The sequence below is a fragment of the Paracoccus shandongensis genome (genome assembly GCF_017315735.1).
GTDB lineage: Bacteria > Pseudomonadota > Alphaproteobacteria > Rhodobacterales > Rhodobacteraceae > Paracoccus > Paracoccus shandongensis.
Map to the genome: position 1 here is coordinate 185,756 of NZ_JAFLRK010000002.1, position 25,037 is coordinate 210,792.

A 25,037-nucleotide genomic window follows, 5' to 3' on the forward strand; every position below is an offset into this window, starting at 1 on the left:
TGCAATGACCTTCACCCCCCATGGCAAACATCTGATCGCAGGCGAATGGCTGGCGGGCGAGGGGACGTTCCGGTCCGCCCCCGCCCATGGCACCGCGCATGACTTCAGCACCGGCACGGTGGACCTGGTGAACCGCGCCTGCGAGGCGGCGGAAGAAGCCTTTGCCGCCTACAGCGCCACCTCGCGCGAAGACCGCGCCCGCTTCCTGGAAACCATCGCCGATCAGATCGAGGCGCGGGCCGAGGCGATCACCGCCATGGGCACCGCCGAAACCGGCCTGCCCGAGGCGCGGCTCAACGGCGAACGGGGGCGCACCACCGGCCAGTTGCGGCTGTTTGCCGACCATATCCGCAAGGGCGACTACCTTGACCGCCGCCACGACCCGGCGCTGCCCGACCGCCAGCCCTTGCCGCGCCCCGACCTGCGGCTGATCCAGCGGCCCATCGGTCCGGTGGGGGTCTTCGGCGCCTCGAACTTTCCGCTGGCCTTTTCCACCGCAGGCGGCGACACCGCATCCGCGCTGGCCGCAGGCTGCCCCGTCGTCGTCAAGGTCCACCCCGCCCATCCCGCCACGGGCGAGATCGTGGCCGAGGCCGTCCATGCCGCCATTCAGGCGACGGGCATGCCCGCCGGGGTCTTCAACTTCATCCACGGCAACACCCATCACGTCGGCGCGGCGCTGGTCCAGCACCCGCTGATCAAGGCGGTGGGCTTCACCGGCAGCCTGCGCGGGGGGCGGGCGCTGTTCGACCTGTGTGCCGCACGTCCCGAGCCGATCCCGTTCTTCGGAGAGCTTGGCTCCATCAACCCCGGCTTTGTCCTGCCGCAGGCGCTGGCCGCGCGCGGGGCCAAGCTGGCGGAAGGCTGGGCGGGCAGCCTGACCATGGGCGCGGGCCAGTTCTGCACCAATCCCGGCCTGATCGTGATGCCCAAGGGCGTCCTGGCCGAGGCCTTCGCCAAGGCGGCGGCCGACGCGCTGGCCAAGATCGGGCCGCAGGTGATGCTGTCCGACGGCATCGCCGAGGCCTATCGCGCGGGCGCGGAACGCGCGGCGGGCGTCGCCACCCCGGTCTTCGAGGGCGAAAGCCAGGGCCGCAACGCCCTGCCCGCCGTCTACAAGACCACGGCCGAGGAATTCCTGCGCGACCACACCCTGGCCGAGGAGGTCTTCGGCCCCCTGGGCGTGATCGTCACCGTCACGGGCGACGACCAGATGCTGGACGTGGCCCAGGCGATGGAGGGGCAACTGACCGCCACCCTGCACCTGGACGAGGGCGACATGGACCTTGCCCGCCGCCTGATGCCCATTCTGGAACGCAAGGCGGGCCGGATCCTGGCGAACGGCTGGCCCACCGGGGTCGAGGTGGCCGATGCCATGGTCCATGGCGGGCCTTACCCCGCTTCCACCAATTTCGGCGCGACCAGCGTGGGGACCATGGCGATCCGCCGCTTCCTGCGCCCGGTCAGCTACCAGAACATCCCCGAGGCGCTGTTGCCCGAGGATTTGCGGGGCCTCTAGCGCCCCGCACCGATCGGCCGGTGGAGGACCGGCCCGTTCATTCACAAGGGAGGATAACGATGACCATCAAGACCCTGCTGGGCACGGCGGCGTTCCTGGCGCTGACCGCCACCGGCGCCATGGCCGAAGGCGAAACCGTCGGATTCGCGCAGATCGGATCGGAATCCGGCTGGCGCGCGGCGGAAACCACGCTGACCCGGCAACAGGCCGAGGAACGCGGCATCCAGCTGCAATTCTCGGACGCGCAGCAGAAGCAGGAAAACCAGATCGCCGCGATCCGGTCCTTCATCGCGCAGGGGGTGGACGCGATCCTGCTGGCCCCGGTCGTCGCCACCGGCTGGGATTCGGTCCTGCAAGAGGCCAAGGAGGCTGAGATCCCCGTGGTCCTGCTGGACCGGCAGGTGGACAGTTCGGACGACCTTTACCTGACCGCCGTGGGGTCGAACCTGGTCCATGAGGGCGAGGTCGCGGGCGAATGGCTGGTGGGTGAGGTGGGCGACAAGGAATGCCGCATCGTCGAATTGCAGGGCACCACCGGCTCCAGCCCCGCCATCGACCGCAAGACCGGCTTTGAAAACGCCATCAAGGATCACCCGAACCTGACCATCGTGCGCAGCCAGACCGGCGATTTCACCCGCGCCCTGGGGAAAGAGGTGATGGAAAGCTTCCTTCAGGCCGAAAATGGCGGCAAGGACATCTGCGCGCTGTATGCCCATAACGACGACATGGCCGTGGGCGCGATCCAGGCCATCAAGGAGGCCGGGCTGAAGCCGGGCAGCGACATCCTGGTCGTGTCCATCGACGGGGTGCCGGACCTGTTCCAGGCCATGGCCAATGGCGAGGCGAACGCTACGGTCGAACTGACGCCCAACATGGCCGGTCCCGCCTTTGACGCGCTGGCGGCCTATTGGAAGGACGGCACGATGCCCGAAAAGTTCATCCAGACGGAATCGAAGCTTTATACCCAGGCCGACGATCCGGCGGGGGAATACGAGCGCCGCAAGGGCTTGGGTTACTGAGCCTTTCGCCGGGCCGCGCCCAAGCGGCCCGGTGTTCCATGACGAAGGAGAGGGCGTCATGCTGCTGTCCATCCGGTCCTTGACCAAGACGTTTCCGGGAACCCGCGCGCTAGACGCGGTCGATTTCGACCTGCGCGCGGGCGAGGTTCATGCCCTGCTGGGCGAGAACGGCGCGGGCAAGTCCACGCTGATCAAGTGCCTGACCGGCGCCTATCGCCGGAACAGCGGCACCGTGACGCTGGACGGCGCCCCCATCGACCCCCAGTCCACCGCCCATGCGCAGGAACTGGGCATCGGCACGGTTTACCAGGAGGTGAATCTGCTGCCGAACCTGACGGTGGCGCAGAACCTGATGTTCGGGCGCGAGCCGCGCCGCTGGGGCCTGATCCAAACCCGCGCCATGCGGGCGCAGGCCCGCGCGATGCTGGCGGGATACGGGCTGTCGCTGGACGTGGACCGCGACCTGGGGACGTATTCGGTCGCCATCCAGCAGATCATCGCCATCGCCCGCGCGGTGGCCCTGTCGGGCAAGGTGCTGATCCTGGACGAACCCACAGCATCCCTGGACGCGGCCGAGGTGCGGATGGTCTTCGACGTGGTGCGCGGCCTGCGGGAAAAGGGCCTCGGCATCGTCTTCGTGTCGCATTTCCTGGACCAGGTGTTCGACCTGACCGACCGGGTCACGGTCCTGCGCAACGGCCGCAAGATCGTGACCACGGATACCGCCAGCCTGGACCGCGTGCGCCTGATCGAACACATGCTGGGCCGGGAACTGGAGGACGCGACCAGCCATCAGGCCCTGGCGCGCGGCCCCCGCCCGCCGATGCTGGAGTTTCGCGGCTTGGGCCGCCGCGGCACCGTCGAACCCTTCGACTTGGCCGTGGGGCAGGGCGAGGTCGTGGGCCTTGCCGGGCTTCTGGGATCGGGCCGCACGGAAAGCGCCGAACTGCTGTTCGGGCTGCGGAACGCCCATTCGGGCCAGGCGCGCGACCAGAAAGGCCCGCTGAACCTGCACAGCCCGCGCAGCGCCATCGCGGCGGGCTTCGGCTTTGTCCCCGAGGAGCGCAAGACCGACGGCATCGTGGCCGACCTGTCCATCCGCGAGAACATCATCCTGGGCCTGCAAGCCCGGCGCGGTTGGGCGCGGCCCATCCCGCGCGCCGAACAGAACCGGCTGGCCGACGACTATATCCGGCGTCTGGACATCCGCACGGCGGGCCGGGACAAGCGCATCGGGGAACTGTCGGGCGGCAACCAACAGAAGGTGGTCCTCGCCCGCTGGCTGGCGATGAACCCGCGCTTCCTGATCCTGGACGAGCCCACGCGCGGCATCGACGTGGGCGCGCACGCGGAAATCGTGCGCCTGATCCATGAACTGGTCGAACAGGGCATGTCGCTGCTGGTGATTTCCTCGGAAATCGACGAATTGATCGCGGTGTCGGACCGGGTGATCGTGCTGCGCGACCGCCGCCATGTCGCGGAACTGACCGGGGATCAGATCGCGCCCAACCGCATCATGCAGGCCATCGCCGCGCCCTACAACCAAAAGGAAAGGGCCGCGTGATGCTGAAACGCCTTGCCCCGCAACTGATCGCGCTTGCCGCCCTGGTGGCGGTGGTGACGGCCTTCTATCCGGGCTTCCTGAGCGTCCAGATGAACGACGGCCGCCTGGTCGGGCCGGTGATCGACGTGCTGAAGCGCGCGGCCCCCGTGGCCCTGCTGGCGGTCGGCATGACGCTGGTGATCGCCACGCGCGGCATCGACCTGTCCGTGGGCACGATCATGGCGATCTGCGGCGCGGTCGCGGCATCCGCTGTCGCCGCCGGATGGGGCCTGCCCGCCGCGCTGCTGCTGGCGCTTGGCGCGGGCGCGCTGGCAGGGCTGTGGAACGGCGCGCTGGTGGCCCTTGTCGGCATCCAGCCCTTTGTCGCCACGCTGATCCTGATGACCATGGGGCGCGGCGTGGCGCAACTGATCACCGAGGGGCGGATCCTGACCTTCACCGATCCGGGCTTCGGCTGGATCGGATCGGGCGCGGTCGGGGGCCTGCCCGTGCCCACCTGGCTCTGGATCCTCACCGCCATCGCCGCCGCAGTCCTGATGCGCCGCACCGCGCTTGGCCTGCTGGTCGAGGCCATCGGCATCAACCGCCGCGCCAGCACCCTGGCGGGCGTCAACGCCACCGTGCTGCTGATCGCGGTCTATGTGGCCTCGGGCCTTTGCGCAGCCCTGGCGGGGCTGATCGTCACCGCCGACATCCGCGGCGCTGACGCCAACAATGCCGGGCTGTGGCTGGAGCTGGACGCGATCCTGGCCGTGGTGATCGGCGGCAATTCGCTGCTGGGCGGGCGGTTTTCCATCGCGGCGTCCATCATCGGCGCGCTGATCATCACTACCATCAGCATCGGCATCCGCCTGATCGGCTTTCCGTCGGAATACAACCTGATCATCAAGGCCGGGCTGGTGCTGGTGATCCTGGTCCTGCAATCGCCGCGCATCAGCGCCGAATGGCGGCTGTGGCGCGACAGCCACCGCGCACAGCGCGAAGCCACGTTGCGGAGGCAAGCATGAACACTCGCGCGTTGCCCCTGTTCGTCACCATCGGGATCTTCCTGCTGGCCTATGCGGCCTTCTGGCTGCAATTCCCCAATATCCTGTCCACGCGGGTCGTGGGCAACCTTTTGACCGACAACGCCTATCTGGGCATTGTCGCGGTCGGCATGACGCTGGTGATCCTGTCGGGCGGCATCGACCTGTCGGTGGGATCGGTCATCGCCTTTTCCGGCGTCTTCATCGCCGTGCTGCTGCGCGATACCGGGCTGCACCCGCTGGCCGTGTTCATGCTGCTGCTGGCGCTGACCACCGCTTTTGGGGCGGGCATGGGCTTTCTGATCGACCGGCTGGCCATGCCCGCCTTCATCGTCACGCTGGCGGGCATGTTCCTGGCGCGAGGGGCGGCCTATATCCTGTCCATCGACTCGGTCCCGATCCAGCACCCCTTCTATGACGCGCTGCAAGGGGCCTATTGGCTGATGCCGGGCAAGGGGCGGCTGACGCTGATCGGCGTGGTGATGGTGCTGACCTTCGCCCTTGGCATGATCGTGGCGCACAAGACGCGCTTCGGCGCATCGGTCTATGCGCTCGGCGGGGGCGAGGCCGCGGCGCGGCTGATGGGCGTGCGCCAGGGCCGCACCACGGTGCTGGTTTATGCCTTTTCCGGCGCGATGGCGGGGCTGTCGGGGATCGTGTTTTCCATCTACACGGGATCGGGCTATTCGCTGGCGACCGTCGGGACGGAACTGACGGCCATTGCCGCCGTGGTGATCGGCGGCACGCTGCTGAGCGGGGGCGCGGGTTACATGTTCGGCACGCTTGTGGGCGTGCTGACCATGGGGCTGATCCAGACCTATATCGTCTTTGACGGCAGCCTGTCGTCCTGGTGGACCAAGATCGTCATCGGGATCCTGTTGCTGGCCTTCATCCTTCTGCAGAAGGGACTTTTGAAACTGTCGCAGATGCGGCTTGCCAAGGGGGCATGATGATCCACGACACCCGCCAATGCCAATTGGGCGAGGGCGCCTTCTGGCACCCCGAGCGCCAGCAGTTCTTCTGGTTCGACATCAAGGGCCGGCGGCTTTTGTCGCAGGACAAGGGCAAGCCGGTGGAATGCCGCTTCGACCGCATGGCCTCGGCTGCAGGCTGGATCGACCGCGACCGTCTGCTGGTCGCGACCGAGACGGGGCTGGCGGTGCTGTCGCTGGCGGACGGGTCGCTGACGGAGGTGGCAAAGGTCGAGGCCGACAATCCCGCCACCCGGTCCAATGACGGGCGCGCCGACCGGCAGGGGGGCTTCTGGTTCAGCACCATGGGGCGGAACGGCGAACCCGGCCTGGGCGCGGTCTATCGGTATTTTCGTGGGGAAGTCCGCAAGCTGGTGGATCCGATCACCATCCCGAACGCGCTCTGCTTTTCGCCCGATGGCGGGACGGTGCATTATGCGGATACCGACCGCAGCATCGTCTGGCGGCAAGGGCTGGATGCAGAGGGCTGGCCGGTGGGCGAACGCCAGGTCTATCTGGACCTGTCCGCGCAAGGCTGGTCGCCCGACGGCGCGGCGATCGACGCGGATGGCGGCTTCTGCTGCGCGGTCTGGGGGCAGGGGGCGGTGATGCGCTTTGACGCGGACGGCAAGCGGACGCATCACTGGACGGTCGGCGGGCGGCACTCGTCCTGCCCGGCCTTCGGCGGGCCCGGCCTGACGCAATTGCTGGTCACGACCGCCCTGGACGGGATCGAGGATCCCGACGAGGCGCAGGGCAAGACCTATATGCTGGACACCGGCGTGACCGGATTGCCGGAACCCCGGGTGATCCTGTGACTTGGATCTTGCCGGACGGGCGCCGCGTGGACCGGCTGACGTTGCAGGGCGGCGGGCTGACGGCGCAGGTCCTGACCCTGGGCGCGACCGTGCAGGATCTGCGGATGGAGGGGGTGGATCATCCCCTGGTCCTGGGCTGTCCCGATGTGGCGGATTACCTGGGCGACGGGCTTTACATGGGCGCCATCGTGGGCCGCTTCGCCAACCGCATCGGCGGCGCGCGCTTCACGCTGGACGGGCGGGAACACCGCACCGATCCGAACTTCAAGGACCGGCACACGCTGCATGGCGGATCGCGGGGGACGTTCTGGCATCTGTGGACCGTGGAGGAAGCGCGGGAAGATAGCGCCACCCTGTCGTTGGAACTGCCGGATGGCGACATGGGCTTTCCGGGCACGCTGACCATCCAGGCCGAAATTACCCTGCAAGACGGCGCGCTGATCTTCGGCCTGTCGGCGGAAACCGACGCGCCGACGCCCTGCAACCTGGCGCATCACGGGTATTTCAACCTCGACGGCGGGGGCGATGTGCGGAACCATCGGCTGCGGGTTGCGGCGGACCGCTATCTGCCCGTGGACGGCGACCTGATCCCGCTGGACCCCGCGCCGGTGGCCGGCACGCGCTTTGATTTCCGGCAGGCGCGAGCCATCGCGCCGGGGGAATACGACCACAACTTCTGCCTGTCGGACGGTCCCGTCGCGCCGCGCGTGGTGGCCGACCTGACCGGGCAATCCGGCCTCCGGATGCAGATCGAGACGGACCAGCCCGGCTTGCAGGTCTATGACGGCGTGCATTTCGATGGGCTGGCGGGCCTGGATGGCCGCCGCTATGACCGTTTTGCCGGCGTGGCCTTGGAAACCCAGGGCTGGCCCGACGCGCCGAACCGGCCGGATTTCCGGGATGGGATCCTGCGGCCCGGGCAGGTCTATCGGCACCACGTTGCCTACAGGTTCAGCCGATGACGGCGCTGATCGGCATCGACTGGGGCACGACCTCGTTCCGGGCCTGGCGCATGGGGCCGGCGGGCGAGGTTCTGGACAGCGTGGGCGACGGCCCCGGCATCCTCGCCGCCGCGCAACTGCCGGGCGGGTTCCGGCAGGCGGTCGAGGACAGCATCGGCCCCTGGCTGGGCACCGCGCCGGTCATCGCCTCCGGCATGATCACCAGCCGCAACGGCTGGGTCGAGACGCCCTATCTGCCGCTGCCGCTGGACGCCGCCGCGCTGGCGCGCAGCCTGACCCTGCACGAGGGCATCCATTTCGTCACCGGCGCGGTCAGCGACCCCCTTGGTCCTGCCCCCGACGTGATGCGCGGCGAGGAAACCGAGATCATCGGCCATCTGGCGGACGGGGGCGGGGACGGCCTGTTCGTCCTGCCCGGCACCCACAGCAAATGGGCGCACGCCAAAGGCGGCCGGTTGGTGGCTTTCCGCACTGTCATGACGGGCGAGGTCTTCGGGGCCTTGCGCGACTACACCATCCTGGGCCGGTTGATCCAGCCGGGCGCGGGCAGCGCCGATGCCTTCCGGCGGGGGGTCGAGGCCGGACGGCAGGACGGCGCGCTGCTGGGGCGCATCTTCAGCGCCCGGACGCTGGCGCTGATGGACCGGCTGGCCCCGGACCAGATTGCCGATTACCTGTCGGGCCTGCTGATCGGGGACGAGGTCGCCCATGGCGCGCGGGACGCCCGTGGCCCCGTGACCATCATCGGGCGCGGCGATCTGGCCGCGCGATACCGGACCGCTTTCGACATCGGGGGCATCCGTGCCGATATCGCCCCGCCGGGCATGGCGCGGCGGGGGCTTTGGGAAATCGCCCGCAGGGGGGGACTTGCATGACCGACTTCGACACCGCCTTCGCCGCCAATCCACTGATCGCCATCCTGCGCGGGTTGCGCCCGGAGGAGGTCGCGGACACCGCCGCCGCCCTGACCGGCGCGGGCTTCACGATCCTGGAAGTGCCGCTCAATTCGCCCGATCCGCTGGACAGCATCAGGCGCATGGTGGCCGCCGCGCCCGACGCCATTGTCGGCGCGGGAACCGTGCTGACCGCCGATCAGGTGGGGGCGGTGGCCGATGCGGGCGGGCGCATCATCATCGCCCCGAACTTCGACCCCCGCGTCGCCGCCGAGGCGCGGCGGCTGAAGCTCTCCTATTGCCCGGGCGTCGGCACCGTCAGCGAGGCCTTTGCCGCGCTGGAAGCCGGGGCCGCCGCGCTGAAGCTGTTCCCGGCGGAAATGATCCCCCCCGCCGCCGTCAAGGCCATGCGCGCGGTGCTGCCGCGCGCGGCGCGCCTGCTGCCGGTGGGCGGCATCGGCCCGTCCACCATGGCGGGCTATGCCGGGGCGGGGGCGGACGGGTTCGGGTTGGGATCGGCGCTCTACAAGCCCGGGCAGGAGGCGGCGGTCACGGCGGAACGGGCGCGGGACTTCATGGCGGCCTGGGCGGCGCTGCGCCCTTCATGACTTAAGTTAACCCGCCTGCCGGATGGGGAACATTGCCCAGGGGCGTGCGTTTCTGGCGATGCGCCGCAAGGGGAAGGCGCGTCACATCATCCGGGAGGATCAGATGAAACCCATGTCCACAGGGCTTGTCGGCGCTGCTTTGCTGGCACTGACGACCGTTGCCGCCCAGGCCGATTGCGCCGCCGAACTGGCGCGGCTGACCGGAGGCGGGACCGCGGCCGAAGGCATCTCCAAGGACGGATCGCTGGCGCCGCTGGAAACCGCGGCGGATGCGGCGGCGGCGGGCGCGGATGCCGCGGCGTCGCAGGCGGCAGACACGGCGGAAGCGGCCGGCATGACCAGCGCGGCCCCGACCGACAGCGCGGCCAGCGGCGGTGCCGCGACGGACACCGCAGCCGAGGGGAATGGCGGGATCGCCAAGGACGGATCCCACACGCCCCTGGAAGGCGCGGGCGGACAGCAGCCGGGCGTGGCCATGTCGGGCGCCGATGCCGCAGCCCAGCAGAAAGGCCAGCCGACCGCAGCCGAACAGGCGACCGGGGCCGCCGGGGACCAGTCCACGCGTGATGCCCATATCCAGGCCGCGCGCGATGCGCTGGCCGCCGGGGACGAGGACGCCTGCATGAAGGCCATCGAGGCCGCGCAGTCGTCCTGACGCCGCCTTGGCCGGGGGCGATCCCCCGGCCATCTTGCCGTTTGGCCCGGTTCAAGCGAATAACACTGGAATGCCGCGCCGCTTTCTGGTGAGAGAGGCGCCAGCGCAGCTTGGCCCGGACGAACGACGCGATGAGCATACATCTTTACCCCAACGACCTTCCCGACGACCTGGTTCTTGGCCCGGTCGTGGCCATCGACACGGAAACGATGGGCCTTGATCCGCGCCGCGACCGGCTGTGCCTGGTGCAGCTGTCCGTTGGCGACGGCGACGCGCATCTGGTCCAGATCGAACGCGGCCAGACCGAGGCGCCGAACCTGTGCCGGATGCTGACCGATCCCAAGGTGCTGAAGCTGTTCCACTTCGGCCGCTTCGACATTGCCGCGCTGGAAAACGCCTTTGGCGTGGTGACCGCGCCGGTCTGGTGCACCAAGATCGCATCCAAGCTGGTGCGCACCTATACCGACCGGCACGGCCTGAAATACTTGCTGAGCGAGCTGGTGGGCGTCGATGTATCCAAGCAGCAGCAGACCAGCGATTGGGGTGCCGCGGATCTGACGGACGCGCAGCTGGAATACGCGGCGTCCGACGTGCTGCACCTGCACAAGCTGAAAGAGGCGCTGGAAGAACGGCTGCGGCGGGAAAACCGCATGGGCCTGGCGCAGGCCTGCTTCGATTTCCTGCCCGCCCGCGCCCATCTGGATCTGCTGGGTTGGGGGAATGAAAACGACATCTTCCAGCATTAGGTCAGCTTGAAGCCGGGGGCGCTTCGCCCCCCGGACCCCCAGAGGATATTTGAATGAAGAAGAAGGCAGCGGCTTGAGCGATTATCTGGACACGGCGCGGCGGGTGATCCTGACCGAGGCGCAGGGGCTGGCGGTGCTGGCGGATGGCCTGAACGGCGATTTCGCGCGGGCGGTCGATCTGATCCTGGGCGCGCGGGGGCGCGTCATCGTGTCGGGCATGGGCAAGTCGGGCCATGTGGGGCGCAAGATCGCGGCCACGCTGGCCTCTACCGGGACGCCCGCGCAATTCGTCCACCCGGCCGAGGCGAGCCATGGCGACCTGGGCATGGTGACGCAGGCGGACGTGGCCCTGGTGCTGTCGAACAGCGGCGAGACGCCGGAACTGGCCGACCTGATCGCCCATACCCGGCGTTTTGAAATTCCGCTGATCGGCGTCGCCTCGCGCCCCGAGTCGACCTTGCTGCGGCAGGCGGATGTGGCCCTTGTCCTGCCCGCCGCGCCCGAGGCCTGCGGCAGCGGCATCGTGCCCACGACCTCGACCACCATGACGCTGGCCCTGGGCGATGCCCTGGCGGTCGCGCTGATGGAACACCGGCAGTTCACGCCCGAGCATTTCCGCACCTTCCATCCCGGCGGCAAGCTGGGCGCAAGGCTGGCCAAGGTGGGCGACCTGATGCACCGCGACATGCCCCTGGTGGCCGAGGATGCACCGATGACCGAGGCGCTGCTGGTCATCAGCCAGAAGGGCTATGGCGTCACCGGCGTGACCGACAGGGACGGGCGTCTGGCGGGCATCATCACCGATGGCGACCTGCGCCGCCACATGCAGGGCCTGCTGGATCACAGCGCGGCCGAGGTGATGACCCCGAACCCCCGCGTGATCGCCCCCGACGCCCTGGCCGAATCGGCGCTGGCGCAGATGCAGGACGGCAAGATCACCTGCCTGTTCGCCGTGGCCGACGGGATGCCCAGGGGGATCCTGCATATCCACGACTGCCTTCGCGCCGGGATCGTCTGACCGATGAACCGCACGCGCATCGTCCGCTGGCTGCGCGTGTTGCTGCCGCTGGCCGCGCTGGCGATGCTGTCCACGCTGTTCCTGTTCTCGCGCGGGGGGGACAGCGAATCGCAGATCCCCTATGCCGATGTGGATGCCGAGGCGATGGCCCGCGACCCGCGTCTTGTGGCGCCCGAATATGCGGGCGTGACCGATGACGGCGCGGCACTGACCCTGCGCGCGACCGAGGCCGCGCCGGGCCGGGGAACGGGCAGCGCCCGCGACCTGCGGCTGGACTGGCAGCGCCCCGACGGGCTGCGCGCCGACCTGGCCGCGCCCCGGGGCGGGCTGGCCGAGGGCAGGATCAGCCTGGAAGGCGGGGTGCGGATCACGACCTCGACCGGCTGGACGCTGGACGCCGCCAGCGTCGAGGCCGCGACCGATCGGTCCCGCATCGCCGCCGAGGACGGGATCAAGGCCAAGGCGCCCTTCGGCACTCTGTCGGCGCAGCGGATGGAGCTTGTCCCGGGCGGGGACACGGACGCTTCGATCTTGAATTTCTCGGGCGGTGTCCGTCTGATATACCAGCCCTGATCCACCAAAGGACAAGCCGATGCTGCGCCCCTTGCTGACAGCCCTGATCCTTGCCGCGACCCCGGCGGCGGCGCAGACCACGACCTTCGGGGGGATGCGCGCCGATGTTTCCGCCCCGGTCGAGGTCGCGGCGGACAGCCTGTCCGTGAACCAGGCCGACGGCAGCGCGGTCTTTACCGGCAATGTCGTGATCGGGCAGGGAGAGATGCGGCTGTCCGCCGACACGGTGACGGTGATCTATGCCGAGGGCGGGCAAAGCCGCATCCGGTCCCTGGACGCCAAGGGCAACGTGACGCTGGTGTCGGGCCCGGACGCGGCCGAGGCGCAGGCCGCGACCTATGACGTGGAAACCGGCAATGTCACGCTGACGGGCGACGTTGTGCTGACCCAAGGGCAGAACGTGCTGACCGGCGACACCATGCAGGTCAACCTGGGGTCCGGCACCGCGCAGGTCCAGGGCCGGGTGCGGTCGGTCCTGCAACCGGGCGGCAACTGATGCGGGGTTCGGCGGCGCGGACGGGCGACGGGCTGAAGGTCCGGGGCTTGCGCAAGTCCTATCGCAACCGGCCGGTGATCCGGGATGTCTCGGTCGATCTGGCGCGGGGCGAGGTCGTGGCCCTGCTGGGTCCGAACGGCTCGGGCAAGACCACCTGTTTCTATTGCATCGCGGGGCTGGTGCCGCCCGATGCGGGGCAGGTACTGATCGACGGGCAGGACGCCACCCGCCTGCCGATGTTCCGCCGCGCGCGCATGGGCATCGGCTATCTGCCGCAGGAAATGTCGATCTTTCGCGGGCTGTCGGTGGAACAGAACATCATGGCCGTCCTGGAGGTCGTCCACGAGGATCCCCGCCACCGCCGCGACCGGCTGGAGGAGTTGCTGGGCGATTTCTCGATCGAGCACCTGCGCGCCGCCCCCGCCCTGGCGCTGTCGGGGGGCGAGCGCCGCCGGGCCGAGATCGCGCGCTGCCTGGCATCCGATCCCAGCTTCCTTTTGCTGGACGAACCCTTCGCGGGCGTCGATCCCATCGCGGTGGGCGAGATCCGGGGCCTGGTCCATGACCTGAAGTCGCGCGGCATCGGCGTTCTGATCACCGACCACAACGTGCGCGAAACCCTGGGCATCGTGGACCGGGCCTATATCCTGCATGACGGGCACGTCCTGATGTCGGGCACGACCGACCAGATCGTCGCCGATCCCAAGGTCCGGCAGGTCTATCTGGGCGAAGGCTTCCGCCTGGCCTGAGGGGCATCCCATGAAATCGTCTCACGCAAACGTGCGCCCCGTTGACAGAACCGATGGCCTGTCACCAAATTGAGTCATGCGGGTGCGGCAGGAACCGTATCCCGCCACCCCCGTTTCCGCCGCGTGCCGGCAGACGGGCCGGCGCACGCGAAACGGGCAACCGAGAGGAAAGACGATGCGCTATACCATCAGCGGAAAACAGATCGACATCGGCGATGCGCTTTCGACGCATGTGAAGACGCAAGTGGGCGAAACGATCGACAAGTATTCGCAGCGCCCCACCGATGCGACAGTCACGTTCTCGAAGGACGCCCACCAGTTCCTGTGCGACGCCGTGGTGCATCTGTCCACCGGGCTGAACGTCACCGCCCGCGGCTCTGCCACCGAGATCTATGCCGCCTTCGAGGCTTGCCGCGAAAAGATGGACAAGCAGCTTCGCCGCTACAAGCGCCGGCTGAAGGATCACCACAAGGACAGGTCCGGGCCGGTTGAATTCGCCCAGGCGGGCATGTATGTGCTGGCCGCCGACGAGGACGAATGGGAAGCGCAGGACAGCGGCCTGCAGCCCATCATCATCGCCGAGATGGAGACCCGCGTCCCGACCCTGTCGGTGGGCGACGCGGTGATGCAGATGGAACTGTCGGGCACCCCGCTTCTGGTGTTCCGCAACGAAAAGCACGGGGGCGTCAATGTCGTCCATCGCCGCGAAGACGGCAATGTCGGGTGGATCGACCCGCGCGGGAACGGCTGACGCCGCCCGGCAGGACGCCTGACGCAAAACCGGACCGCCCCCGGCATCCTGCGCGGGGGCGCTTGAACATTGGAAAGACGCGAGCCATGCTGCTGACCGAAATCCTCAAACCGGGCGCCGTGCGTTCCCTGGCTCAGGTGACCTCGAAAAAGCGGCTGTTTCAGGAACTGGCGGAACTGGCCCAGGCCGAATATGGCCTGAACGCGACCGAGGTTCTGGACGCCCTGCAGGAACGCGAAAGCCTGGGCCCGACCGGCGTGGGCCAGGGCGTGGCGCTGCCGCACGCCCGCCTGCACGGGCTGGACCGCGTCGTGGGCCTGTTCGTGCGCCTGGAAAAGCCCCTGGATTTCGACGCGGTGGACCGCCAGCCCGTCGATCTGGTGTTCGGCCTTCTGGCGCCTGAATCAAGCGGCGTGGATCACCTCAAGGCGCTTGCGCTGGTGTCCCGCACCCTGCGCGACACCGACCTGCGCGCGAAACTGCGCGCCAACGACGACCCGGTGGCGCTGCACGCGGTGTTGTCGGCCCAGGGCGTCAAGGCCGCTTAAAGGCTTTGGGTTTGGGCCGATTCGGTCCTATACAGGGCCTCCACCTGTTGAAGGAGGCCCAGGATGACCCGGAAGATCACCGACACGCCCCAGGACAAGGGAACCACCCGCCTGCGCGAGTTCACCCGCCACGAGCGGGAATCGGGCACCCATCCCGCCATCGAGGTGCTACGCTCGCGCCCGCAGATGCGGAGCGAAGAGAACCGCAGGGTCGTGGAATACGCGCGCATCGAGCGTGGGCAGATGAGTTGACGCGGTGAATGAAGGTGGGGCCGTCCGGGAAGGGCGGCCTTTTGCTTGGAAAGCCCTGCGTCGCAAGGGCCATGACAGCCCGTGGCAGGCGTCATGCGCAGCATCAGAACTGGCAATACTGATCCAAGCGTAGGGTGCGTGCTTGCACGCACCGCCACCGCCGCCACAAGGTGCGTGCAAGCACGCACCCTACGGCCGCATCGAAAGGGCAGCCCTTTCTCTTACGCCCGCACCAGCCGCTCGTAATCCTCGGCGATCTTGCGGGTGGTCTGGCCCACCTGGAAGTTCCAGTCGCCGATCTGCCCGACCGGCGTGACCTCGGCCGCCGTCCCGGTCAGGAAGCATTCCTGGAAATCCTCCAGCTCCTCGGGGCGGATGCGGCGTTCGTGGACGGCGGTGCCGTTGTCCTTCAGCATCTGGATGATCGTCTGGCGGGTGATGCCGTTCAGGAAGCGGTCGGCAAGGGGCGTGTGGACCTCTCCGTCCTTGATGAAGAAGATGTTGGCGCCGGTCGCCTCGGCCACATAGCCTTCCCAGTCCATGAACAGCGCGTCCGAACAGCCCTTCGCCTCGGCGGCGTGCTTGGACATGGTGCAGATCATGTAAAGACCGGCGGCCTTCGCGGCGGTCGGGATCGTCTCGGGCGAGGGGCGCTTCCACTTGGCCACGTCCAGTTTCGCGCCCTGCCATTTCGCATCGCCGTAATAGCTGCCCCATTCCCAGGCGGCCACGGCCATGCGCACCGGGTTGCGCGCCGCCGACACGCCCATGTCGGGGCCCGAGCCGCGCCACATCACCGCGCGGACATAGGCGTTGGTGAAGTTGTTGGCCTTCAGCACGGCTTCCTTGGCCGCGTCGATCTCCTCGGCCGAATAGGGCGACTGCATGTCCAGCAGCCGGGCCGATTCGATCAGCCGCAGCGAGTGTTCATGGCCCTTGAAGATCTTGCCGTCATAGCAGCGCTCGCCCTCGAAGACGGAACTTGCATAATGCAGCGCATGGGTCAGGATATGCACGTTCGCGTCGCGCCAATCGACCAGTTTGCCGTCCATCCAGATCTTGCCGTCGCGATCGTCATAGGCGCCCGTCATCATTCTTCTCCACATTCGGACCGGGCTTTTTCATTTCTTGCGCGGGTCTGCCCGGTGCTGGCCCGTTTATTGCGCGAAGCCCTTGACGGCTAGCAATCGAATCTTGGAAAGTCAACATCGCTGCCCTATCAGGGCCAGGATTGGACAAAGGGTGACATGATGGCCGAGACGCTGCGCGTTCACAGCATGATGGGCGAGGATCTGCTGTTCCTGACCGACGAGAAGCTGCGCCGCGGGATCGAGGCCATGTTCTTCGCCTATCGCGCCTTCACCGCCGATCCCGACCTGATCCTGGCCGACATGGATTACGGCCGCGCCCATCACCGCGCGCTGCATTTCATCCACCGCGACCCCGGGCTGACGGTCACGGCGCTGCTGGCGGTGCTGGGCGTGACCAAGCAGTCGCTGAACCGCGTGTTGCGCACCCTGATCGAGGACGGGCTGGTCGAAAGCCGCGTGGGCCGCCGCGACCGGCGTGAACGCCTGCTGTTTCTGACCGACAAGGGCAGCGCCCTGGAGCGCCGCCTGTCCGAGGCGCAGCGGGCGCGGATGCGCCAGGCCTATCGCGCGGCGGGGCCGCAGGCGGTGGCGGGCTTCCGTCAGGTGCTGGAAGCGATGATGGACCCCGAGACGCGGGCGCAGTATCAGTCCATGAAGGATCTGCCCGAATAAAGGCCCGCCATGAGCCAGAACGATGCCCATCTGCTGATCGTCGATGACGACGAACGCATCCGCGCGCTTTTGGGCCGGTTCTTGCGCAAGAACGGGTTCCTGGTGACGGGGGCGCGCGACGCCGCGCAGGCCCGCCGGTTGCTGGCGGGGCTGGAGTTCGATCTGATCGTGCTGGACGTGATGATGCCGGGCGAGGACGGCTTTGCCCTGACCCGCAGCTTGCGCGAAACGCTGGCGACGCCGATCCTGCTGCTGACCGCGCGCGGCGACACCGAAGACCGCATCACGGGGCTGGAGGTGGGCGCCGACGATTACCTGCCCAAGCCCTTCGAGCCGCGCGAATTGCTGCTGCGCATCAACGCGATCCTGCGCCGCATCCCCGCGCCCGAGGTGCATCAGCCCAAGTTCCTGACGCTGGGTGCGCTGCGATACGACATCGACAAGGGCGAGTTGTGGCAGGGGGAAAACCACCTGCGCCTGACTGGTACCGAACAGGCGCTGCTGCGCCGCCTGGCCGCCAGCCGGGGCGAACCCGTCAGCCGCGCCGACCTGATCGACGATCTGGGCCGGGGCGGCGCGGAGGAATCCGAGAACAGCGAACGCGCCATCGACGTGCAGATCACCCGGCTGCGCCGCAAGATCGAACCCGACCCGCGAGAGCCGCGATTCCTGCAGACCGTGCGCGGCACGGGCTATATGCTGGTGGTGGACTAGGTGGAACAGCCGACTTGGCACGGCATCGAACTGGACGCAGCCACGGCGCTAGCCCTGCTGGAATGGCAGGCCGAGATGGGCGTGGACGAACCTGTCCTGGACGCCCCCGTGGACCGCTTCGACCTGGCCGCCGCCCCGCCGCCGCAGATCCCCCTGGCCCCGCCTGCCGCGCCTGCCCTGGCCCTGACCGGCGATGACGACCTGCCCGCCCGCGTGGCCCAGGCCGAGGCGCTGGCGGCGGGGGCCGCCACGCTGGACGCGCTGGCCGCCGCGCAGGAGGCTTTTGACGGGATCGAGTTGAAAAAGGGCGCGCGCAACTTCTGCTTTGCCGACGGCAACCCGGGCGCGCGCGTCCTGATCCTGGGCGAGGCGCCGGGGGACGAGGAAGACCGCCAGGGCCGCCCCTTCGTGGGCCGCGCGGGGCAGTTGCTGGACCGCATGTTCGACGCCATCGGCTTGTCGCGCGGGGCGGTGGACGCGGAAAAGGCGCTCTATATCACCAACGTGCTGACCTGGCGCCCCCCCGGCAACCGCGACCCGCAGCCCGACGAGATCGCGATGAGCCTGCCCTTCGTCCGCCGCCATATCGACCTGGCCGCGCCTGATGTGATCGTGCTGATGGGCAACATCGCCTGCGAGGCGGGCTTGGGCCGGCGCGGCATCCTGCGGCTGCGGGGGAACTGGGTTCAGGCCTTCGGCCGTCCCGCGCTGCCGATGACGCATCCCGCCTATCTGCTGCGCAACCCCCCCGCCAAGCGCGAGGCCTGGGCGGATTTGCTGAGCCTGGCGGCAAGGCTGGAAGGGGCGGGCTGACGGACCGCAAGAGTGGCAAGTGTGTGTGGACACGCACCCTACGGAGGGTGCGTGCTTGCACGCACCGATCCCGCAGGCACCCCAACCCGTAGGGTGCGTGCTTGCACGCACCGACCCTATCCCGCGCAGCCCCGCATCTCGACCGCGCCGCCTTCGCCGATCACGGTGAAGACCAGCCGGTCGGGGGGCAGGTCGAAGGGCGCGGCCTCGGGCGGGACGACATCGGCGGTCAGGACCGACCTGCCGGGCTGCGCATCGAAGCGGGTGCCCGAAACCCAGGCATCGCTGTCCGCCAGCTCGATTGCGGCCAGCGTGACGGGGCGGGGCAGGGTGGCGGTGACGCGCATCCCGTCCGCGATGGGCTGCACGTCGCAATCGGGGCGGTCGGGGGCGGGGGCGGGCACTTGCTCCATCGCGGACAGGATCGCGGGGTCGGGCGCGGGGCCGGGCCTATCCGCCCGCAGCGCGACATGGCCTGGAACGCAGATGTCCTTGCACAGCCCGAAATCCACCGCCACCGCCAGATCGACCGGCTGGCCGGGATTGGCGGGGCGGGCCGTGAAGGGCAGCACCAGCCGGTCGTGATAGCCAAGCGCCAGGCCGTCGCCTGACGAAATGGCCTGGGGCGCGGGCCAGTGCAGCGCCACATCGCCCAGGTTGCCGGACCCCGACCAGTCGAAGACCGGCGGCAAGCCGCTGTCGCCGGGGCTGCGCCAATAGGTCTTCCATCCGGGCTGCAACTGGAACTCGATGGCGGCCACGCGGCTTCCGTCCGGCAGGGTCCAGCCGGGCAGGATGCGGGCGCCCGCCAGGCCGGGCGGGCTTTCGGCGGCCAGCGGCAGCGCCGACAGGCCAAGGCAGGCAAGGGAAAGGACGATGCGGATCATGGGAAAAGGGGTAACGGCTGGCGGCGGCGGGATGAAGTCACAATACCGCGCGGCACTTGCATCGCTTTGTCCGAAGGCCGATCTAACAGGGAAAGGAGTTTCGATGAGCAGCACCCCCGACACCCATGGCCGCAGTCCCGAACGCCGCCTTTCCGGCGGGGACGGGCAGACCAACCTGACCGGCAAGGTCCTGATCGCCATGCCCGGCATGGCCGATCCGCGCTTTGAACGGTCGGTGGTGCTGGTCTGCGCGCATACCGAGGAAGGGGCCATGGGGCTGGTCCTGAACCGCCCCCTGCCGGAAATCGACTTCGGCGACCTGCTGGAACAGCTTGGCATCGAAAGCGATGCGACCGCCCGCCGGATCGAGGTGCGGTTCGGCGGCCCTGTGGAACCCGGGCGCGGCTTCGTGCTGCACAACGTCCCCGAACATGGCGACGACCCCGAAGGGCGGCTGCGCATCGGGCGGACGCTGGCCATGACCACCACCCGCGACATCCTGGAGGATCTGGCCCATGGCCACGGCCCGGCATCCGCCGTGCTGGCCCTGGGCTACGCCGGATGGGGACCGGGCCAACTGGAAGCCGAGATGATGCAGAACGGCTGGCTGACGGGCGACGGCGCCGAGGATCTGATCTTCGGCGCGGCCCATCACGACAAATGGCAAAGCGCGCTGCGTGCCCAGGGCATCGACCCGTCGCTGCTGTCCGCCGCGTCGGGCCGGGCCTGAATCACACCTCTGCGCGCTTCCTGGGCAACACCCAGTTCGGGCGCGGGAAGTGGCAGGTATAGCCGTTGGGAAAGCGTTCCAGGTAATCCTGGTGTTCCGGCTCGGCTTCCCAGAAATCGCCGACGGGTTCCAGTTCCGTCACCACGCGCCCCGGCCACAGGCCCGATGCGTTCACATCGGCGATGGTTTCCTGGGCCATGCGCTTCTGCTCGTCATTGACGTAATAGATGGCGGACCGATAGCTGGGCCCGATGTCGTTGCCCTGCCGGTTCGGCGTGGTGGGATCGTGGATCTGGAAGAACACCTCCAAGAGCTTGCGATAGGTCAGGATGGTGGGGTCGAAGATCACCTCGATCGCCTCGGCATGGTTGCCGTGGTTGCGATAGGTAGCGTTCGCGACCTCGCCCCCGGTGTAACCCACGCGAGAGGAAATCACCCCGGGCAGGCGGCGGATCAGATCCTGCATCCCCCAGAAGCAGCCGCCCGCAAGAACCGCGCGCTCGCTCATCGTGCCGCCTCCTCGACCTGGTTCAAATACTGGCCGTAACCCTCGGCCTCCATCCGGTCGCGGGGCACGAAGCGCAGCGCGGCGGAATTGATGCAATAGCGCAAGCCCCCGGCATCGACCGGGCCGTCGGGGAAGACATGGCCCAGGTGGCTGTCGCCGTGTTTTGACCGCACCTCGGTGCGGACCATGCCGTATGACACGTCGCGGTGTTCGGTCACGTTGCCGATGGGGCGGGTAAAGGCGGGCCAGCCGCAGCCGGAATTGTATTTCGCGGATGACGCGAACAGCGGTTCCCCGGTCACCACGTCCACATAGATGCCGGGTTCGAAATGGTGGTCGTATTCGCCGGTAAAGGCGCGCTCGGTGCCGTTTTCCTGGGTGACGCGATACTGCTCGGGCGTCAGCCGCGCCAGGGCGTCGGCGGTCTTTTCATAGGCCATGCTTGTCCTCCGCTGGTCCGTCGTGGTCCCCATATGGGGGCGCGGGACCGATCCGCAAAGGTCAGCCGCAGATTGCCGCCTTCGCCGCCGCATATTCGGCGGCCAGCCGGTCGATGCGGGTGGCCGCCGGCACGATGTCGCGCACCGCGCCGATGCCCTGGCCCGACCCCCAGATCTGGCTCCAGGCCTTGGCCTTGGCCGCGCCCCCGCCGAAGTTCATGGCGGACGGATCGGCCCTGTCCAGGTTGGCCGGATCCATCCCCGCCGCCCGGATCGAGGGCGCGAGATAGTTCCCCGACACCCCCGTGAACAGCGACGAGGTGACGATATCCTGGGCGCCGCTGTCCACGATCATCTGCTTGTAGTCCCCGGGCGCGTTCGCCTCGACTGTGGCGATGAAGGGGCTGCCGATATAGGCCAGGTCCGCGCCCATGGCCTGCGCCGCCAGCACCGCGCGGCCCGTGGCGATGGCGCCCGACAGCAGCAGCGGGCCGTCGAACCAGTCGCGGATTTCCTGGACCAGCGCGAATGGCGACAGCGGCCCGGCGTGCCCGCCCGCGCCTGCGGCCACCGCGATCAGCCCGTCCGCGCCCTTCTCGATGGCCTTTTTCGCGAACACATTGTTGATCACGTCATGCAGCGCGATGCCGCCGCAGTCACGGGCGGCCTGGTTCACCTCGACCCGCGCGCCAAGACTGGTGATCCAGATCGGCACCTTGTGGCGGTGGCAGATCTCGATGTCGCGTTCCAGCCGGGCATTGGAGCGGTGGACGATCTGGTTCACGGCAAAGGGTGCCGCGGGCCGGTCTGGATTGGCCTGGTTGTGGCGATCCAGTTCCTCGGCGATCCGGGTCAGCCAGGCGTCCAGCAGGGGGGGCTCGCCATCCTTTTCCCGTGCGTTCAGCGCCGGAAAGCTGCCGACGATGCCCGCCTTGCATTGCGCAATGACCAGATCGGGCCCCGAGACGATGAACATGGGCGAGGCCACGACGGGAATGCGCAGGGTGGACAGGATGGGCGGCAGCATGGGTTCCTCCGGCTTTGAGCGCGACGATGGCGCGGGGAAGGGGTGCGGGGCAACCCTGACGCGGCGGAAAAACCCGTGCCTTGGTGAACCCATCGCAGGGTTGGCGGGTTGGGTTGCGAATCCGTTGCAAAGGAGAATGCGCGCCGATGCAGCCGCTTGCCCCGTCCCTTCCCGATCTGCCCGCCAATGCCGCCCTGTTCCTGGACTTCGACGGCTGCCTGGTGGATATCGCGCCCCGCCCCGATGCGGTGGTGATCCCGCCCGGCCTGGCCCCACGCCTGGCGCGGCTGCACGGCTGGCTGGGCGGCGCGGTGGCGCTGGTGTCGGGCCGCGACATCGCCGACCTGCGGGGCTTCCTGCCCGATTTTCCGGGCGCCATCGCGGGCAGCCATGGGGCGGAACTGTCGCTGGCGGGCCAGCCGATCCAGCAGACCCATGCGGTGGACCTGGACGTTGACGCCCTGCACCGCGCCGCCGCTGACGCGGTGGCGGACAGCCCGGCGATCCTGGTGGAACGCAAGCCCCACGGCGTCGCGCTGCATTACCGCGCCGATCCATCCTTGCGCCCGGTGGTCGAGGCCGTGATGCAACGTCTGGCCGACGCCCATCCCGGCATGGTGCTGCAACCCGCCAAGATGGCGGTCGAGCTGCGCCCGGCGGGCACCGGCAAGGACGGCGCGCTGGACCGGCTGATGGCGGTCCCGCCCTTCGCGGGCCGGGTGCCCGTCTATGCCGGCGACGACCTGACCGACGAGGCCGCGATGGCCCATGCCCAATCCCGCGGCGGCTTCGGCATCAAGATCGGCGCGGGCGAGACGGTGGCCCGCCATCGCCTGGCCGATCCCGCCGCCCTGGCCCGTTGGCTGGACGATGCCCTGGTGGAGGCCAACTGATGCCACGCCTGGTTGCCGTATCGAATCGCATTCCGCTGGGGGACAACCCCTCGGGCGGGCTGGTCGTCGCGCTGGAGGACGCGCTGCGAAGCTCGGGCGGGCTGTGGGTCGGCTTCTCGGGCGAGGTGGTGGACGCGCCCGCCGACGAACTGGCCTTCCACGAGGGCGCGGCCTTCGGGCGGGCCTCCTTCGACCTGACGCCGCAGGATCACGACGAATATTACCTGGGCTATTCCAATTCGGTCCTCTGGCCGGTCTGCCATGGCCGGGCGGACCTGATGCGGATCCAGCCGGAATACCTGGAAGGCTATCGCCGGGTGAACGAACGCATCGCCCGGCTGCTGCTCGCGCACCTGCGTCCCGACGACCACATCTGGGTGCAGGACTACCAGCTGTTCCCCCTGGCGCAGGAGTTGCGCAAACTGGGCGTCACCGCGCCCATCGGGCATTTCCTGCACATCCCCTTTCCGGGCCCGACCGATTGCGCGACCCTTCCCAACCCGGACGAGCTGTTCGACTGGCTGTCCCATTACGACCTGGCGGGCTTTCAGGCGCAGCGCGATCTGGACAACTTTGCCGCCAGCGCGCGCAGCCTGTCGGATGTGACGCAACTTTCAGAGGACCGCTTCCGCATCAAGGGGCGCGACATGCGGGCGGGCGTCTTTCCCATCGGCATCGACGCAAGCGCCTTCATCGCCGAGGCCCAGGCCGCGCGCGAGGAAGACAAGATGCGCAGCCTGACTGGCGCGCAGATCATGATCGGCGTGGACCGGCTGGATTATTCCAAGGGCATCCCGCAGCGGTTCCGGGCCTTCCAGGCGCTGCTGGACGGCAATCCGGGGCTGACGGAACAGGTGATGCTGCTGCAGATCGCCCCGCCCACGCGCGAATCGGTTGACGCCTATCAGCAGATCCGCGAGGAAACCGAACACCTGGCGGGCCGCATCAACGGCCAGTTCGCGACCGTCAACTGGACGCCCATCCGTTTCATCCACCGCCCGATCCCCCGGAACGAGCTTGCGGGCCTGTTCCGCCAGGCGCGCATCGGCCTGGTCACGCCCTTGGCCGATGGCATGAACCTGGTGGCCAAGGAATATGTGGCGGCCCAGGATCCGGCCGATCCCGGCGTCCTGATCCTGTCGCGCTTCGCGGGCGCGGCCGAACAGATGCCCGAGGCGCTGATCGTCAATCCCCATGACCCCAGCGAGATGGCCCAGGCCATGCAGCAGGCCATCGACATGCCCCTGGAAGAACGCCAGGCCCGCCACGCCGCCCTGCTGCGCTGCGTGGTCGAACGCGACGTAAGCTGGTGGTCGGCGTCCTATCTGAAGGCCCTGGCCCAATCCCGGGCCTGATTTTCATCTTGGCTTAAATATCCCGCGGGGGGTGCGGGGGGCGCGAAGCCCCCCGTCTTTCACCGCGTGCCCCATCAGCGGGACCGCGGCCTGTCACGGACGGCGGTCCTGATCCGTCCCCTGGACGCGCGCGATCCGCCTGGCCATGGTCTGCGCCTTGCGCCGGTGATAGCGCCGCACGACCGGGATCGTCAGGTAATAGCTTGCCACCGCCGCGATCCCGCCCAGGACCGCGCCGCCCGCGGCATAGGGCAGGAAGATCTCGTGCCAGAACTCGGACAGCCCGCTCCAGCTGGTGGGGCCGGGGCCGAAGGCGGACATGACGTTGTGCCAGGTTTCCGCCGTGGCATGGGCGAATTCGCGAAAGATCACGGGCGGCGACATGTCGCCCGGCAGGCCCAGGATCGTACGCCCCAAACCCACCGAGGCCAGCGCGATGAAGGGCGTTGTCAGCGGGTTGCCAGCGAAGGTGCCGACAAAGGCCGCCAGCACATTGCCCCGGATCGCCAGCGACACAAGGGCCGCGACGATGAAGTGAAAGCCGTGCAAGGGCGAGAAGGACAAAAACACCCCCGCCGCCAGCCCGCGCGCGATGCGGTGCGGCTGGTCGGGCAGGCGGCGGATGCGGTGCCACAGATAGGCGGTGGACCGGCGGAACCCGCCCGGCGGATAGACCAGTTCGCTTGCCATCTGTCCATAGCTGCGCGGCTTGCTGCGCTTGAACACGATTCCAATCCCCC

At 68.5% G+C, this 25,037-nt stretch carries 30 protein-coding genes; 24 read left to right on the forward strand and 6 right to left on the reverse strand.

Annotation, left to right across the window (positions count from 1 at the left end):
* The first annotated feature begins 4 nt into the window (after positions 1-4).
* From JX613_RS03355 to JX613_RS03440, 18 genes are all read left to right on the forward strand, one after another.
* On the forward strand, positions 5-1,519 hold the full coding sequence (locus tag JX613_RS03355; RefSeq protein ID WP_207100039.1) for an aldehyde dehydrogenase (NADP(+)): 1,515 nt from the start codon (positions 5-7) through the stop codon (positions 1,517-1,519).
* 59 nt (positions 1,520-1,578) lie between these two features.
* Positions 1,579-2,538 (forward strand): galactofuranose ABC transporter, galactofuranose-binding protein YtfQ, encoded by a 960-nt coding sequence (gene ytfQ, locus JX613_RS03360; RefSeq protein WP_207100040.1) that lies wholly within the window; start codon positions 1,579-1,581, stop codon positions 2,536-2,538.
* Between the two features lie 58 nt (positions 2,539-2,596).
* Positions 2,597-4,102: a sugar ABC transporter ATP-binding protein gene (locus tag JX613_RS03365; protein ID WP_207100041.1), complete on the forward strand. Its 1,506-nt coding sequence runs from the start codon at positions 2,597-2,599 to the stop codon at positions 4,100-4,102.
* Positions 4,102-5,109, forward strand: coding sequence for an ABC transporter permease (locus JX613_RS03370; RefSeq protein WP_207100042.1), 1,008 nt, complete (start codon positions 4,102-4,104; stop codon positions 5,107-5,109). Before JX613_RS03365 ends, JX613_RS03370 begins: the two co-directional genes overlap by 1 nt.
* Complete coding sequence (yjfF, locus tag JX613_RS03375; RefSeq protein WP_207100043.1) at positions 5,106-6,077, forward strand: galactofuranose ABC transporter, permease protein YjfF; 972 nt, start codon at positions 5,106-5,108, stop codon at positions 6,075-6,077. Before JX613_RS03370 ends, yjfF begins: the two co-directional genes overlap by 4 nt.
* Positions 6,077-6,916: an SMP-30/gluconolactonase/LRE family protein gene (locus JX613_RS03380; RefSeq protein WP_237168318.1), complete on the forward strand. Its 840-nt coding sequence runs from the start codon at positions 6,077-6,079 to the stop codon at positions 6,914-6,916. Before yjfF ends, JX613_RS03380 begins: the two co-directional genes overlap by 1 nt.
* Positions 6,917-6,924: 8 nt before the next feature.
* Entirely contained in the window at positions 6,925-7,878 is a 954-nt protein-coding gene (locus tag JX613_RS03385; protein ID WP_237168319.1) for an aldose epimerase family protein, read from the forward strand.
* The gene (locus tag JX613_RS03390) at positions 7,875-8,753 is read left to right on the forward strand and encodes a 2-dehydro-3-deoxygalactonokinase (protein ID WP_207100046.1); all 879 of its coding nucleotides are present in this window, start codon (positions 7,875-7,877) and stop codon (positions 8,751-8,753) included. Before JX613_RS03385 ends, JX613_RS03390 begins: the two co-directional genes overlap by 4 nt.
* The gene (locus JX613_RS03395) at positions 8,750-9,379 is read left to right on the forward strand and encodes a 2-dehydro-3-deoxy-6-phosphogalactonate aldolase (RefSeq protein WP_207100047.1); all 630 of its coding nucleotides are present in this window, start codon (positions 8,750-8,752) and stop codon (positions 9,377-9,379) included. The genes JX613_RS03390 and JX613_RS03395 overlap by 4 nt, the downstream gene beginning before the upstream one ends.
* Positions 9,380-9,482: 103 nt before the next feature.
* Positions 9,483-10,034, forward strand: a complete 552-nt coding sequence (locus JX613_RS03400; RefSeq protein WP_237168320.1) for a hypothetical protein — start codon at positions 9,483-9,485, stop codon at positions 10,032-10,034.
* Between the two features lie 131 nt (positions 10,035-10,165).
* Positions 10,166-10,780, forward strand: a complete 615-nt coding sequence (locus tag JX613_RS03405) for a ribonuclease D (RefSeq protein WP_207100048.1) — start codon at positions 10,166-10,168, stop codon at positions 10,778-10,780.
* A gap of 73 nt (positions 10,781-10,853) precedes the next feature.
* Positions 10,854-11,798 carry a KpsF/GutQ family sugar-phosphate isomerase gene (locus tag JX613_RS03410; RefSeq protein ID WP_207100049.1) on the forward strand — a complete coding sequence of 315 codons (945 nt, stop codon included), beginning with the start codon at positions 10,854-10,856 and terminating at the stop codon, positions 11,796-11,798.
* Positions 11,799-11,801: 3 nt separating this feature from the next.
* Complete coding sequence (locus JX613_RS03415) at positions 11,802-12,371, forward strand: hypothetical protein (RefSeq protein WP_207100050.1); 570 nt, start codon at positions 11,802-11,804, stop codon at positions 12,369-12,371.
* Positions 12,372-12,390: 19 nt separating this feature from the next.
* Positions 12,391-12,867, forward strand: coding sequence for a lipopolysaccharide transport periplasmic protein LptA (lptA, locus tag JX613_RS03420; RefSeq protein WP_207100051.1), 477 nt, complete (start codon positions 12,391-12,393; stop codon positions 12,865-12,867).
* Entirely contained in the window at positions 12,867-13,616 is a 750-nt protein-coding gene (lptB, locus tag JX613_RS03425) for an LPS export ABC transporter ATP-binding protein (RefSeq protein ID WP_207100052.1), read from the forward strand. The genes lptA and lptB overlap by 1 nt, the downstream gene beginning before the upstream one ends.
* Before the next feature lie 175 nt (positions 13,617-13,791).
* A complete protein-coding gene (hpf, locus tag JX613_RS03430) occupies positions 13,792-14,367 on the forward strand; it encodes a ribosome hibernation-promoting factor, HPF/YfiA family (protein WP_207100053.1) in 576 nt (191 codons plus the stop codon).
* 86 nt (positions 14,368-14,453) lie between these two features.
* Positions 14,454-14,915: a PTS sugar transporter subunit IIA gene (locus JX613_RS03435; RefSeq protein ID WP_207100054.1), complete on the forward strand. Its 462-nt coding sequence runs from the start codon at positions 14,454-14,456 to the stop codon at positions 14,913-14,915.
* 63 nt (positions 14,916-14,978) lie between these two features.
* Complete coding sequence (locus tag JX613_RS03440; RefSeq protein WP_207100055.1) at positions 14,979-15,167, forward strand: hypothetical protein; 189 nt, start codon at positions 14,979-14,981, stop codon at positions 15,165-15,167.
* Between the two features lie 221 nt (positions 15,168-15,388).
* Here JX613_RS03440 and JX613_RS03445 read toward each other — a convergent pair whose 3' ends face one another.
* Positions 15,389-16,258, reverse strand: coding sequence for a branched-chain amino acid aminotransferase (locus JX613_RS03445; RefSeq protein ID WP_207100056.1), 870 nt, complete (start codon positions 16,256-16,258; stop codon positions 15,389-15,391).
* 159 nt (positions 16,259-16,417) lie between these two features.
* On the opposite strand from JX613_RS03445, the gene JX613_RS03450 reads away from it, so the two are divergent.
* The 3 genes from JX613_RS03450 to JX613_RS03460 all read left to right on the forward strand — a co-directional run bounded on the left by JX613_RS03450 (position 16,418) and on the right by JX613_RS03460 (position 18,457).
* Positions 16,418-16,930: a MarR family winged helix-turn-helix transcriptional regulator gene (locus tag JX613_RS03450; RefSeq protein WP_207100057.1), complete on the forward strand. Its 513-nt coding sequence runs from the start codon at positions 16,418-16,420 to the stop codon at positions 16,928-16,930.
* A 9-nt stretch (positions 16,931-16,939) separates the two neighbouring features.
* The gene (locus tag JX613_RS03455) at positions 16,940-17,644 is read left to right on the forward strand and encodes a response regulator (RefSeq protein ID WP_207100058.1); all 705 of its coding nucleotides are present in this window, start codon (positions 16,940-16,942) and stop codon (positions 17,642-17,644) included.
* 75 nt (positions 17,645-17,719) lie between these two features.
* Positions 17,720-18,457 (forward strand): uracil-DNA glycosylase, encoded by a 738-nt coding sequence (locus JX613_RS03460; protein WP_207100111.1) that lies wholly within the window; start codon positions 17,720-17,722, stop codon positions 18,455-18,457.
* A gap of 116 nt (positions 18,458-18,573) precedes the next feature.
* On the opposite strand, the gene JX613_RS03465 is transcribed toward JX613_RS03460, so the two are convergent.
* The gene (locus JX613_RS03465) at positions 18,574-19,344 is read right to left on the reverse strand and encodes a protein-disulfide reductase DsbD domain-containing protein (RefSeq protein WP_207100059.1); all 771 of its coding nucleotides are present in this window, start codon (positions 19,342-19,344) and stop codon (positions 18,574-18,576) included.
* Between the two features lie 103 nt (positions 19,345-19,447).
* On the opposite strand from JX613_RS03465, the gene JX613_RS03470 reads away from it, so the two are divergent.
* Positions 19,448-20,074 carry a YqgE/AlgH family protein gene (locus JX613_RS03470; RefSeq protein ID WP_207100060.1) on the forward strand — a complete coding sequence of 209 codons (627 nt, stop codon included), beginning with the start codon at positions 19,448-19,450 and terminating at the stop codon, positions 20,072-20,074.
* Position 20,075: 1 nt separating this feature from the next.
* On the opposite strand, the gene msrA is transcribed toward JX613_RS03470, so the two are convergent.
* The 3 genes from msrA to JX613_RS03485 all read right to left on the reverse strand — a co-directional run bounded on the left by msrA (position 20,076) and on the right by JX613_RS03485 (position 22,049).
* Positions 20,076-20,582: a peptide-methionine (S)-S-oxide reductase MsrA gene (gene msrA, locus JX613_RS03475; RefSeq protein ID WP_207100061.1), complete on the reverse strand. Its 507-nt coding sequence runs from the start codon at positions 20,580-20,582 to the stop codon at positions 20,076-20,078.
* Positions 20,579-21,022: a peptide-methionine (R)-S-oxide reductase MsrB gene (gene msrB, locus JX613_RS03480; RefSeq protein WP_207100062.1), complete on the reverse strand. Its 444-nt coding sequence runs from the start codon at positions 21,020-21,022 to the stop codon at positions 20,579-20,581. The genes msrA and msrB overlap by 4 nt, the downstream gene beginning before the upstream one ends.
* Before the next feature lie 61 nt (positions 21,023-21,083).
* Positions 21,084-22,049, reverse strand: coding sequence for an NAD(P)H-dependent flavin oxidoreductase (locus JX613_RS03485; RefSeq protein WP_207100063.1), 966 nt, complete (start codon positions 22,047-22,049; stop codon positions 21,084-21,086).
* Positions 22,050-22,195: 146 nt separating this feature from the next.
* On the opposite strand from JX613_RS03485, the gene otsB reads away from it, so the two are divergent.
* Both otsB and JX613_RS03495 read left to right on the forward strand, forming a co-directional pair.
* On the forward strand, positions 22,196-22,942 hold the full coding sequence (otsB, locus tag JX613_RS03490; RefSeq protein ID WP_207100064.1) for a trehalose-phosphatase: 747 nt from the start codon (positions 22,196-22,198) through the stop codon (positions 22,940-22,942).
* On the forward strand, positions 22,942-24,297 hold the full coding sequence (locus JX613_RS03495; protein ID WP_207100066.1) for an alpha,alpha-trehalose-phosphate synthase (UDP-forming): 1,356 nt from the start codon (positions 22,942-22,944) through the stop codon (positions 24,295-24,297). The genes otsB and JX613_RS03495 overlap by 1 nt, the downstream gene beginning before the upstream one ends.
* 93 nt (positions 24,298-24,390) lie before the next feature.
* On the opposite strand, the gene JX613_RS03500 is transcribed toward JX613_RS03495, so the two are convergent.
* On the reverse strand, positions 24,391-25,023 hold the full coding sequence (locus JX613_RS03500) for a DUF2062 domain-containing protein (RefSeq protein WP_207100067.1): 633 nt from the start codon (positions 25,021-25,023) through the stop codon (positions 24,391-24,393).
* Positions 25,024-25,037 lie beyond the last annotated feature (14 nt).